The following is a 12,305-nucleotide window of genomic DNA, read 5'->3' on the forward strand; positions in this document are numbered from 1 at the left end:
CTCGTTGCCCGTTGCGCGTTCGTGGAGGCAACGGGCAAACCCTGTCGGTGGCCTTGAAGCCGGACGAGGGTAGAGGACATGCAGATCACACATCTCCCCGGGCGCGGCCTGGTCGCCGCCGTCATCTCCTCAATCGGCATCCGTCACGAAGGCGCCCTCGGCCTCGTCGGCACCGGTCTCTACCTCGACCTCAGCCGAGTCCTGCGCAACCCCGCCGACGACTCTGCGATGCGCTTCCGCACAGGCCTGGACGACGACGTCTACGCTCACGTCCTGAAGACCCCCGGCGCCCTGACCTTGATCAACCGGACCGCCGTGCAACTGCGCGCCCTGGCCGAAGAGGTGCCCGTGGGCCGTCTGGTCCGCCTCACGGTGGCGTGCCAGGGAGGAAGGCACCGGAGCGTTGCGGCGGCCGAGGCGGTCGGCCGTCTTGTCTGGGAGGCGTGGGGCGGGGCGTACGGCGTCGACATCGAGCACCACCACATCGACCACCCCGTCCTGACCTCCTCCACCCCCTCCTGACCCGACCGGCATGCCAGAGGGGCGGCCACTCGGGAACTCCGGGCGGCCGCCCCTTTCGCCTGCCCAGCCCCTACACCGACGCCGTCTTCTCCTTCGGTCGCAGGGCGGCGAGCGGCGAGCGCCGGCCCTTCTCGACCTGGCGGAGCTCCTCCCAGTCGATCTCGGGGTGTGCGCCGGGGAGGGCGTCGACGTCGGCGGTGCGGTAGAGCGGGACGTTGACCGCCCCGGCCCGCGAGGTGCCGAACTCCACCTCGGCCCACTCCGCGGGGCGGATCCACTTCAGCTTGACCATCCAGTCGAACTCCACCCTCCTCACCCGCAGGCGGTCGGCGGCCTGGTCGGGCCCGAGCGGGGTGTCCGCGGTGACGAGCTCGGCCAAGTCCCCTCGCGCGCAGAGCTCGGCGACCTGGCCGGGGTGGTGGGACGTGCCCTTCGGGTTGCTGGACAGGTCGGCCAGCAGTCCGCGGGTGATGAACCGGCGAACCACGAACGAGGTGACCGCCGCCTTCTCGTTCATCTTGTTCGGCGTGCCGAGCGCGGCGGCGATCCGGTCCGCCGCCTCCCGGCCCGAGAGCGGCTCCCCGTTCATCGCGGCCCGTACGGCGCCGGCATCCATCGCCTCGACCGCCGCCCGCGACCACTGCCCCGGCGGGAGGTCGGGGGCCGGGACGATCCCGGCGTGCCGCGCCCACCGGAACGCCGTCGCCGGCACCTTCAACCGCTGGGCGGCCTGCGTCTCGTCGTACTCGGTCCGTCGTGCCATGGAAGTCACCTCTCGGTCGGTCGCCATCAGCGATGGGACAGACCATGGCGGAACATCACAAGACTGCCAATCCCCTTTGAAACTGGGCAAGTTGTGCGTATTCGTTTAAGGGCACGCCCGCGTACGCGAGCAGGAGATTCACCCGTCCGGGCACCCCGGCGACCCGGCGAAGGCCCCGTCCCAGCCCGCGTTCTGGAAGGCTTCTGCCATGAGCGAGGACACCGGCCAGGACCTGGCCGTGAAGACGCACGCCGCCGCCCGGCGGCTCGGGGACCGGGTGTTCCAGTGCGATGCGACGGCGGTGTGCACGATGCCGGGCGGCACCCGCGCCTACGCCCTCCTCGACGGCGTCGGCGACACCCCGGCCGTCCGGGCCTGGACCCGTACCGCCGCGCGCCGTCTGGCCCGCGCGGCCGCCGGACACGGCGACGCGGAGGCCGGCCTGCGCACCGAGTACCAGCGCTACGCCGCCGACCCCGCCCGCCACGACCCCGACCACGACCTCCCGGCCGCGGCGGCCGTCGTTGCCGTCCACGCCCCCAGCGGTCTGTTCACGGTCGCCTGGTCGGGCGACGCCCGCGCCTACCTCCGCCTCGACGGACTCGGACTCCTGCGGCAGCTCACCGAGTACCACAACGCCCGCCGCGCCTACGACGGCTACGGTGACCGCAACCTGATCACGGCCTACCTCGGCGGGATTCGCGACGACGAGGAGACCGAACAGCACTGGGGGCACCCGGCGATCGAGTACATGATCGGACCTGCCCGGCCGGGGTGGCTGCTGCTGGCCTCCGACGGCACCTACGAGCCCCACGAGGACATCGACTACGACCTGGCCGCCTACCTCACCGGCGATCCGCGCGAGGACGCCGAGCGCCTGGTCGACGACGCCGTCCGCCGCGCCCGCGCGCAGCGGGACCCGTACGCGGACAACGCCACCGTCCTGATCGCCCGCCTCACCTGACCGGCTGTCGAGGCAGGCCCGGTTCCGGCCGGCCGACGACGGGGTCGGGCAGGATGATCCTGCCCGGCCCCGGTGCCGCTGGTCAGTAAGCGACCAGGTTGTTCAGCCACGCCGTACAGCCACCGAAGGCGGTGACACCGGCAAGGACAGCCCCCGGCTGCGACTTGCTGACAAGGAAGGTGAGCACGTCGGCACCGATGCCCACGCACACCGAGATGAAGAGGATCAACACGGTGCGCTGCGACAGGAAGGGCGGCCTTCTGCCGGAGTCCGGCTCGGGCGTGCTGGGCGGGTGAGGCTGAGCGGGCGCCGGGCCGGACGGCTGGACGGGGCCGGGGGCGGGAGCGTTGTCCCGGGTCATGATGCTGCTCCTTCGGGCAGAAAGCGGGAGGACAACGGACACCTGCGTGGTGTCGTCCGCGGGGGTAGGGGGTGCCTCGCGGTAGGCGGTCCTTCGGCTCTCTGCCTGAGAGCGTCCCTGAAGGGCGTGGGCCCGGGCCCAGGGTGGCGTTTCCAGGGTAGCGCCGGTCGGCTCGTTCACTGCCCCGGATGCCTGGTGGGTGGTCATGGGAATTTCCTCCAGCGTGAGTTCGTTTGAGCGAGCGGGACAGTGACAGGTCGCGGGTGCTTAGGTCTCGTCCTGAATCGGGAAGGCCTCCTTCGCCCCCTGGCGTCGTCTGGAAGGCCCCCGACAGCAGCGGCCGGGAAGGAAATTTCCCGACGGCATGACGAAGGCCCGGACCACCCGGTCCGGGCCTTTCACTTCTCGTAGACCTGTTAGATCGCCGAACGCCTCACAGGCACCCGGCGCGGCCCGGCCGCGAAGGCCACGGTCAGACCCGCGCCTCGGTGCGCCGTCCGCACCCTCTCTAGAGCCCGGGGGATTCCCCGTCCGCCCTGGCTGCTCACGGGCTGAGGCGGATGCGCAGCCCCCAGACGAACTCGAGGTCGTCCAGGAAGACGGTCTCCAGCTCCTTCTCCCACTGGCTGCGCAGGAGGAACGGGGCGTTCTCCATCCGCTCCAGGATGATCAGGGTCTCGGGTTGGCCGATCAGCGCGTACCGGTCGTGCGAGGCGGGCCTGCTGCCCGGCCCGTGCGTGCGCAGCATCTCCTCCAGCCGGGCGCGGTGCTGCTCCACGAACGCCTCCAGGTGCTCGATGTACCCCGCGCGTTCCGACGCTTGAGCTCTACCTGGGCCGAGACGTCCTTACCGGCTCCGACGGCCAGCTGGTGCCAATGCCGCTCAACGCCGCCGGCGCCGGCGGGTTCACCTCGAAGGACAAGAAGGCCATGCAGGACAGGTTCGAGCGGAAGTGCGACACCGCGCTGGCCGGTCCTCCCGGGAAGGACCCCGAAGGCGACTGGGGCGCCGTGCACGCCATCATCACCACCGTCCTCCACGCCTTCGACCCGCCCTAGACCTGACTCGGTCCGGGCCGCTCGAGGCGTCAACAGGGTGACCGGCCCGAGGAAGGGTCAGGTGGTGACGCGGGGCATACGTAGTGCGGACGGGGTCGGGCGCCCGATCGGCAGGATGCCGACCACGATGAGCCGGGGTACCTCGGTGGCGCTGCGCGCGTGGCGGATGATCCAGACGCTGTCCTCGATGCTCCGGTAGCCGCTGGTATGGCCGCTATCGTCCCCGACCAGGAGCAGGCCGAAGGGAGGGCCGGTGGCGGTGTAATTGGCGGCCTGTGCGAGGTAACTCTTCTCGATGCGTTCGCGGGTCCATCTGGTGTCGCGGCGTTTGACCTCGGCGACGAAGCGGCTGCCGGGTTCGGGGGTGTAGGTGACGTCGGTGCGTCCGCTGGCGACGTCGATGAGTTCGCGCTGCACGGTGCCGGGGGTGAGCGTGCCGGCGAGGTGCTGGTGGAGGTCGTCCTGGACGTGCTTCTCGTCCCAGTGGTCGGGGCTGCCGTCGGGCTTCTTGTCGAGGCAGGGGCCGAGGTAGGCGGTGCGGGCGCCGTAGTAGTCGGCCTGGGCGTCGAACCGGTCGTAGAGGAACCGCAGGAACTGCTCCAGCAGGGTGGTGAAGTAGGAGCTGTCACGCTGCGTCCATGCGGGGCTGGTGGCCAGCTTCCCGAGCAGGGATTCCAGGTGGGCGTCGAAGCGGGCGTTGCCGGTGGGGGTGTAGCCCTTGGACTGCTGCTGCAAGAGCTGCTCGATCTGATCCAGGAGCTGCGGGTCGAGGTCGTCGCGCAGTCCCGGGGCGTCAGCCTGGAAGAGCCCGGCGAGCGTGGGGCGGCCCTCCAGGGCTTTTCCCGGCATCACCTGCCCGGTCGCCGGTGCTGCCCGCCGCTGGGCTTGGACGACCTCGTACAGCGCCCGTGCGTCGGGGGAGCCGGTGAACTGCGGGTCGGTGGTGAGGGCCTGTTCGAGGTGGTGCAGCAGGCCGTCGCTGCGTACGAACGCAGCCTCCACCGGTGGGCTCACCAGTGCCGTCAGGCCGCCGGATCCGTCGGCCCGGGTGGTGTGGATGCTGCGGCTGGCGACGTAGACGTCCAGCAGGTCGCCGAGGGTGCCGGCCGGGTCGTACCAGCTGGGTTGGTCCAAGTGGGTGCGGGCAGTCTGGAGCGAGGTGACGAGCCGGGACCAGGCGCTCTGCGCAAGTCCGCGGGCGCTGAGCCAGTCCAGCCGGTGCATACCGCGGGTCCACTCAGTCAGCAGCGTGGTCGTGGCATCCAGTTGGGCGGCGGCCTGGGCCAGGCGCTGCTCGGCGGGTGCGGCTGTCGTGGGCTGCTGGTCGAGTTCACCGAAGGCGAGGACCGCGTCGACGGCGGCGGCGTGGGCGCGGGCGTCGAGTCGGGCCTCGTGGGTGCGGTCGAGGTCCTTGAACCGCATCAGGGCCCGGCGCAGATGGTCTTCGACGGCCGAGCGGTCGGATGCCTCCAGCGCGCTGCGCATGTCCGCGACGGCCAGTTCGAAGGTGGCGTCGGCCCGGGTGCCCGCAGGGAGATCGGTCTGGTTCTCCAGTGCGCTTAGGACATCGAGCAGGGCGTCGTCGCCGAAGTGGTCGTGGGCGACGCCGACCAGGATCGGCAGGCGCTCCAGAGCCTCGGACGGCTCGTCCCCGGTGATCTCGGCGAGCAACGCCATGAGGCGGTGCGGGGTGGCCGTCTGCGCGACGGCCAGGCGCAGCAGCCCGGCGACGGCCGGCTGGGCGAGAGCGGCGTCGGCGTCGCCGGCGAGTGCGGCCTCCACGTGGGCGGCAAGGTCCCGGACGGTGCGGGTGCCGAGGCGGGTGGCGAGCGCCGGGTGGGCGCACACCACGTCGATCGCTTCGGCCAGGACCCAGGCGGCCTGGGGGTTCCGCAGCCCCTGGGCCGCGGCGTCAAGCAACCGCCGGGCCTGGTCACCGTCCACGGCGTCGAGGTCGCGGCCCAGTGCCGTGAGCAGATAGGGCAGGAGTGGACCGGCAGCGAGTTGGTCGGCCTCCGCGATCACCGCCTCGGCACCACCGAGGTCCGCGATCGAGGGCCCGGCGTCCAGCTCGTCGTCGGTCGCGTTGCTGGCCCAGGCATGGAGCGTCTGGTCCACGCTTGGGGCCACGGTCCTCTCCTTGTCGCCGGCTGGTTCGGGAACGAGCAGCTTAGAACAGGTGTTCACCGTCGCTGGTGATGAGGTGGTCCTTCGGCAGGGCGTCGACGAGCTCGGGCTGCGCCGTGGTGAGAACGACCTGCAGCTCGGGAAGTTCTGCGGCGATGGCCTGCAGCTCGGCGATCAAGGTGCGGGCTGGCGCCTCGGTGACCTCTTCGGCGGCTACCGAGTCGATCAGAAGGAGGCCGGGGTGCGTGGCCACGCCACGGTCGGCACTCACACGCAGAAGCGCGATGACGGTCGCGATCCGCATGCGGAGCCTGTCGCCGCGGCTGAGCCTCTTGAACGCGGTCTTCACCCCGGCCTTGACGGCGTTGACCTTGCCGGCGCGGTCGAGTTTGACGCTGTCGAGGTTCTGCACGCCGAACCGTGTGGCGAGCTCGACGATCGCTTCATTCATCGCCGGGAACAGCTGCTTCGCCGCAGCGTCGACGGCCGCGCGGACAGCTTCCTCGGTGGCGGCCAGGACCTGGGCGGACACCGGGACCGGCGGAGCCGGAGGCGTCGATCCGGTCGCCTCGAGCCGTCCGCGGAGCTCGGCCGCCCGGATCTCCAGCTCACGCAGCCGGTCGTGGGCCTGCGAGGTGGCAAGCCCCTGCTCCAGGCCGGCCGCCGCCTCGCGATGGTCGACCAGAGCACTCTGCACTGCCTCCACCGCCCTCAGCCGTCGGCCGGTTGCCTCCCTCTCGGCATCCTGGGCTCGCTCCAGGGTCTGCTCCAGCTCCGCCAGCAGCGCTTCAGCGGTCTCCGGGTCGACCTCGGGCAGCGGCCGCGTACACACCGCACAGCTCGCCTGCTCACGCTCCTCGCTGCGCCGCACACTGCCCAGCGGCTCCTCACACCGCGGACAGCACACCGGGTCCAGCCGTCCCAGGACTCGCCGGGCCTGCCACGTCTCCCGGGCATCCAGTAGCCCCTGCTCCGCGCGCATCCGGGCGGCGGACACCTCCGTGAGCGTCTGCTCGGCCTCCTCCAACAGCGCCCGCATGCCGCGCAGCTCCGTCGCAGCCTGGTCGGCGGCCCGCAGGAGCGGGGAGATGTCTTGGGCAGCCGCCCGGCGCCCCGCCTCGATCTGCCCAGTTACGTCGGCGAGTTCGGTCTGCCACGCCTCGCGCTCGGTCCGTCGGGCTTCCGCGTCCCCTTCCGCCCGGCGCTGCCCCTGGGTGATCGTCTTCTTCTCCCGCTTCCCGGCGACGGACAGCTGGGTGAGGGCCGTGCTGTACGGGATGTCGACGAACAGCTCCATGAGCCGCCCGGGCAGGCCACCGGCGACATCGCCGAGCAGGATCTCGTCCCCACCGGGATTGAGGTAGCAGGCGCCGAAGTACGACGCCCAGCCGTGGACCTGCGGGGCCCCCTCGCCGTCGGCGCCGCCGGTCACCTGCCACAGGTTGGTGTGCTCCATACGCAGCGCGTCCAGGAAGAACTCACCGATACACCGGCTCACCTCCTCGTTGCCCGACGCTGTCGCCAGCAGACGAAGCGCTTCGTCGTCCGCGGCCAGCAGCTGGTCGACGGACTCCCCGGCGAGGATCCGGCCCCGCAACTGGGGGTGCGGCTGGTCGTCGACGTCCAAGACGATGCGGATCGCCCGGCCCGCCACGGCGATGTCCACGCTCAGATGCCGCAGCCACGAGCGGACATCGGGCGGCAGATCGCGCGGCCCGCCGCGCAACGGGAAGACGAGGAACTCCAGCAGGCTGGTCTTCCCGGCGCTGTTGTCCGGGTGGACGATCGCCCACACCCCTGGAGTGAAGGGCTGCTCCACGGTGAAGTCGTCGCCCGAGTGCTTCGTGCCGCTGGCGCGCAGCCGGATGATGCGCAGCCGCCGGTCGGCGGTAGTCGGGCTCTTCAGGGTGATGTTCGCCTCGGCCAGAGTCCGCTCGACCTGCACCGGCGTCAGCCCCAGCTTCTCCGCGACCTCCTTCAGGATGTCGCCGGCGCTCGGGGCGACGGTCAGGTCCTTCGCGTCGGAGCGGGCCGGGCCGGGCGCGGTCATGAAGCCTCCTGGTCAGTGTCGCCCGTGGCTCCCGGGCCTGGTGCCGCTTGAAGTTCGCGCAGCCGCTCGCGGGCCTGCTCGGTGATGGGGCCGATGTGCTGGCCCCAGGGGGTGTCGGCGTAGTCCCGCAGCAGGTACTGCCGGTCCTTTAGCTGTGTGCCGCCGAGACCGTCGACCAGGTCCACAACCAGGCGGGTGCGCTCGACGTACCAGGCCAGCGCGGGCGCCTCGGCGACCATCGACTGCGCCACCTGCCGGCCCCGCTCCAGCAGGAAGTAGATGTGCTCCACCACGCGCTCACGCCCGAGGACTTGCGTCTTGCGCAGCAGCCCCCGTTCCACCAGCGGCGCCAGAGCGTCATCGAGCTCCTCGAAGGCGCCGTACTTGTAACGCAGCATCGGGAAGCGCCGCAGATCCGGTTCCTCGGACTCCAGGATCTCTGCGGCAAGCTCCAGCACCCGAGGAACGTCCGGAGCGGCCACGTACTCGTTCATCAGCTCGTAGGCCAGGTAGTCCGGATTGCGGACCCAGAAGTCGAGCTTCTGCAGCCGCACCTGGGTGTGGACCACCCCGACGGTCGCCGGCGGCACCGACTCGCCTTCGGCCGCTGGCTTTGCGGCGGCGTCGATCAGCAACAGCAGCCGCACCGAATCCTGCCAGCGAGTGGCCCGACGTACTCCTGCGGATCCGACCATCACGCTCCTCTGGATCGGCACACACCCTAGGTCCTGAACAACATCCTGTCAGTGTGTTGAGGTGAGTGGGGAGAAGTCGGCGCGAATCGGCGCACCACAGTCGCGCCGTCCGCCAGAGCCTGACCAGCGGGCTAACTGGTCCAGGTCTTGATCGAGCAGACCGCGGTGACGACGACGCCCACCATCAGGACCACCGCATCCCGATCGCGGACAGCAGCTCGATGCGCTCCGGCGTCAGCGTCGCCGCCCGGGAGCGCTGGTTCCCGATCCAGGCACCCAGCTTGTGCTCGCGCTCTTCCTGGCCCTCGCCGCCGACGATCCGCTCGACGTGTTTCCTGGGGACCTGGAGGTGGCCCTCGCGCGCGTAGAACTGGCGGGCGGCCTCGTAGTTCATCGCCCACTTGTCGGCCTGCGTACGGCGCGGCGGCGGCTTCTCGCCCTCGGCTGCGGGCTCGATCCCGAGGACCTGCTCACACATCCACTGCTGCACGGTCGTGAGCTGGTCCCACCCGTACCGGACCGACTGCACCCAGCGGCCGAGGTCCTCGCCCTGGCGCAGGACCTCGCCCGCCTTGGTGGGCAGCGCCTCACCGGCGTCTAGGTGCATCCTCACCAGGTGGAAGCACCGCTGCCACGTCACTGGCCAGCTCGGGCACCAGGACGCGTCGATCTCCTCCAACTGCTCACGCCGCTCGTCCGACAGCGCCCCGGCCGACGACTCCACCGGCAGGCCCTCGGCACGCCGCTGCGCGATCTCGGCAGCCTTCCGGGCGGCGGCCCGCGCGTTCTTCAGCCAGATGCCCACCTTCGCGCCCTGGTAGGTGGCGTCCAGCGGGGCCAGGAGGTGCCCGTGTTCGGCCGCCCACCCGCGCGCGGCGGCCAGGCCCTCCTCCCAGGCGACGTCGTAGTGCGACCAGATCATGCCGAGCCTCTCCAGCTGCGCGACGCGATCCTCGTCCATGTCGCCGCGGGCGTAGAACCGTCGGCAGTCGGCGGTCCACTGCCCGAGCGGGAACCTGGCGAGCGAGGCCGGCCACACCTCACCCTCCACCTCCTGGTCGTCGACGGCGGGCACGCGGAACGTGAACGGCACGCGGAGGTCGCCGTACTCGCGGGCGTAGATGACGGCGGCCTCCACCCCGCGCCGCCAGTGCTCATGCTCCGGGTTGAGAACCCGCAGGTTGATGAACGCGGCGAGCGCGGCCGGGTCGCGAGGCGTGGAGAACTTCAGCAGGGCCCTGGCGGGGGTACTGACGCCTCCGGAGCCCTCACCGCTCCCGTTCGTGCTCTTGCCGCTGTCGTCCTTGCTGACGGGCTTGTAGCGGCTCGGGGCCTGCTGCTCCGCGAGGGTCTCCACGATCCGCGCGTCGTGGGCCCGCAGCGCCTCCAAGAGCTTGGCGAGGCCGCCGAACGCCCGGGAGGTCAGCATGTTGTCCGCCGTCTCGCCCGGCCCGAGCAGGACCGGCACCACGAGCGAGGCCATCTTGCCCTCGCCGGGCTGCATCCGCAGCGCCCGGCCCACGGCCTGGACGAGGTCCGGCATGGAGCCGCGTACGTCGGCCCAGTAGACGGAGTCGCAGTTCTTGGTGTCGACGCCCTCGCCGAGGACCTTCACCGAGCTGAGGTAGCACTTTTCCACGACGGTGCCGTCCGTGGCGATCCCGGCCGCGAACTCCCCGAGGAGCCGGCGGCGGTGGAGCGGCTTGTGGTCGCCGCACAGCCAGTCCGCCCAGATCGTCTTCGGGTACAGCTCGGGGTCGGAGGCGTGCAGCTGCGCGGCGACGTCGGGAAGGCCGGCCGCGAACGCTTCGGCCTCCTTCACCACGTGGTGGAACACGAGCGTGCGCCGGAATCCCTCCTCCGCGGACGCCTTCACCAGGGCGGTCTGCAGGGCGGCGAGCCGGGCCCCGCGGACCTCTGCCGAGCGGCCCTCGGCGCCCAGGAGCTGGGCGGCCTGGAGCGCGGTGTCGGTGACGTCCAGGCATACGACCTGGTAGGGGGCACAGATTCCCCGGTCGATGGCCTCCGAGAGGGTCAGGGTGAAGCAGCGGCTGCCGAAGGGGCCCTCGGGGTCGTCTTCCATGCTCGCGACCAGCTCGCCCGGGGCGCCGGCCTCGTCCTCGTCCCCGAGCTGCCACAGCCGGGGCGTGGCCGTCATGTACAGGCGGCGCAGGGAAGGGATCTTCTGGTTGTCGTGGACGACCGCCCAGGGCTTGCCGATCCGGCCCGAAACGCGGTGGGCTTCGTCCACGACGATCAGGTCCCAGGCCGCCAGGCCCCCGGCGTGCGCCCGCTCCAGCGTGCCCAGCCCGAGCGAGGCGTACGTGGCGTACACGGTCACCTTGTCCAGGCCGCGCGTCCACTCCACCAGCTCGTCCACGTCCGTGGTGTTGGGGAAGGGCACCTCCTCACCCCGCAGCGAGGACACCCCGATCATCGGGCCCCGGCGGCCTCCCTCGCGCCACGCGGCCTCGGTCTGGGCGAGCAGGTCCAGCGAGGGCACGATCACCAGCACACGGCCCGCGTGGAGCTCCTCCGCGCTGCGGACCGCCACCCTCGTCTTCCCGGACCCGGTCGCCATGATCACCTGCGTTCGAAGCCCTCGCTCGGGCATAAGCGATCTTGCAGGAAATTCGAGGGCGCGCACGACCGCGTCAATCGCTTCTCGCTGGGCTGCCTCGCGCTGATCAACGCGGTCGGTGCTCGACATATCGCCTGCCTTCTCCTGGAGTGCCACCCGGTCGATTGGAGCGGCGGGAAACGGGAAACCTGCACGTAGAGCAGCCATAAGGGCTACGATTGGACTGACGCGAGCGGCTGGTTGAACCGCCCCACCGGAACACCAGCAACGCGGCTAGGCGGATCTCAATACCGGCCCTTAAGAACACAAGGCGACACCATCTGTCTCCAAAGTTTATCTTGGATACAGATTGAAGCACATTACCAACCGGGACACCGAAGACCATTTGGTTCCCAGCAGAGTCCGCGCCGTCTAGGCTGACGGGCATGAGACAAGCCGCATCGTGGCGGAGCCTCTACGGATGGTTCTGCTCCTTACCTGCCTTCAGCCAAGGCGTCATCTTCTTGGCCTTCTTCCTAGCCCTCGGCCTGCCCCTCCTTGGCCTACTGCAAGGGGAGGCCACCCCCAGCGGTAACGAGAAGAGTCCGCAACAGCCGTCACGGCATGCAGTGGCCTATCACGGAGGTGAAGGAGCAGCACTCGGCGCACTTCACTCCGGCAGGGTGAACCCCTTGACTGTTCAAGTCGACGATGCCGCACGGCTCGCATGTCAGCTCATTGCCCCGCCTGGCAGGACGGGAACAACTCCCGATACCGAAGAAGACTGGTATCAAGGATGCATTGACACCCTGGTCGGAAGGCCACCCAATCCACCTAACTGACCACCCGCCCGCACCCCGACTCGAGTTGCTGCTGCTTTCTGTGGGCCGCGCGGAGCGTGGCGCACCGTCAGGGCGCGCAGCGCCCTTGGTGGCTGGAGCGCAGCGGAGGCCACCAAGCAGGGCGGAGCCCTGCGCCCCGGCTCGCGCAGCGAGCCGGCCTCTCTTAGTTTTTGCCGGGGGAGCGGAGCGGACCCGGCGGGCGGGGAGCGCAGCGAGCCGCCTCCGCTCCCGCGGAGCGGGAGCGGAAAGGGTCCGCGAAGCGGACCCTTTCCCTTGCATCGCGCGAAGCGCGATGCTACTCGCTCGACGCCGGTACGAACCTCGCGAGCGCGGTCGCCGCCTCCGCCGAGGCGTCCCAGCAG

Annotated in this window: 10 protein-coding genes; 3 read left to right on the top strand and 7 right to left on the bottom strand. The window is 70.7% G+C overall.

Going from position 1 to position 12,305, the window contains the following annotated elements; translation table 11 throughout:
- The first annotated feature begins 78 nt into the window (after positions 1–78).
- Entirely contained in the window at positions 79–522 is a 444-nt protein-coding gene (locus tag OO47_RS31830) for a RapZ C-terminal domain-containing protein (RefSeq protein ID WP_051716410.1), read from the top strand.
- Between the two features lie 70 nt (positions 523–592).
- Here OO47_RS31830 and OO47_RS31835 read toward each other — a convergent pair whose 3' ends face one another.
- Positions 593–1,285, bottom strand: a complete 693-nt coding sequence (locus tag OO47_RS31835; protein ID WP_030222973.1) for a hypothetical protein — start codon at positions 1,283–1,285, stop codon at positions 593–595.
- Positions 1,286–1,493: 208 nt separating this feature from the next.
- On the opposite strand from OO47_RS31835, the gene OO47_RS31840 reads away from it, so the two are divergent.
- Entirely contained in the window at positions 1,494–2,249 is a 756-nt protein-coding gene (locus OO47_RS31840) for a hypothetical protein (RefSeq protein ID WP_234323369.1), read from the top strand.
- Positions 2,250–2,331: 82 nt separating this feature from the next.
- Here OO47_RS31840 and OO47_RS37090 read toward each other — a convergent pair whose 3' ends face one another.
- Together OO47_RS37090 and OO47_RS31850 are read right to left on the bottom strand one after the other, a co-directional pair.
- Complete coding sequence (locus OO47_RS37090) at positions 2,332–2,610, bottom strand: hypothetical protein (protein WP_030222977.1); 279 nt, start codon at positions 2,608–2,610, stop codon at positions 2,332–2,334.
- 544 nt (positions 2,611–3,154) lie between these two features.
- Positions 3,155–3,388: a hypothetical protein gene (locus OO47_RS31850; protein ID WP_030222980.1), complete on the bottom strand. Its 234-nt coding sequence runs from the start codon at positions 3,386–3,388 to the stop codon at positions 3,155–3,157.
- 98 nt (positions 3,389–3,486) lie between these two features.
- Here OO47_RS31850 and OO47_RS31855 point away from each other — a divergent pair, with 98 nt between their 5' ends.
- A complete protein-coding gene (locus OO47_RS31855) occupies positions 3,487–3,669 on the top strand; it encodes a hypothetical protein (protein ID WP_030222983.1) in 183 nt (60 codons plus the stop codon).
- A 57-nt stretch (positions 3,670–3,726) separates the two neighbouring features.
- Here the strand turns inward: OO47_RS31855 and OO47_RS31860 are convergent, their stop codons facing one another.
- The 4 genes from OO47_RS31860 to OO47_RS31875 form a co-directional block, all read right to left on the bottom strand.
- Entirely contained in the window at positions 3,727–5,799 is a 2,073-nt protein-coding gene (locus OO47_RS31860) for a hypothetical protein (protein ID WP_158708738.1), read from the bottom strand.
- 40 nt (positions 5,800–5,839) lie between these two features.
- Positions 5,840–7,846 (bottom strand): coiled-coil domain-containing protein, encoded by a 2,007-nt coding sequence (locus tag OO47_RS31865; RefSeq protein WP_030222990.1) that lies wholly within the window; start codon positions 7,844–7,846, stop codon positions 5,840–5,842.
- Entirely contained in the window at positions 7,843–8,493 is a 651-nt protein-coding gene (locus OO47_RS31870; RefSeq protein WP_199812369.1) for a hypothetical protein, read from the bottom strand. Before OO47_RS31870 ends, OO47_RS31865 begins: the two co-directional genes overlap by 4 nt.
- Positions 8,494–8,725: 232 nt before the next feature.
- Positions 8,726–11,251, bottom strand: coding sequence for a DEAD/DEAH box helicase (locus tag OO47_RS31875; protein WP_078490104.1), 2,526 nt, complete (start codon positions 11,249–11,251; stop codon positions 8,726–8,728).
- Positions 11,252–12,305 lie beyond the last annotated feature (1,054 nt).

The organism is Streptomyces bikiniensis (assembly GCF_000716625.1).
Taxonomy (GTDB): domain Bacteria; phylum Actinomycetota; class Actinomycetes; order Streptomycetales; family Streptomycetaceae; genus Streptomyces; species Streptomyces bikiniensis.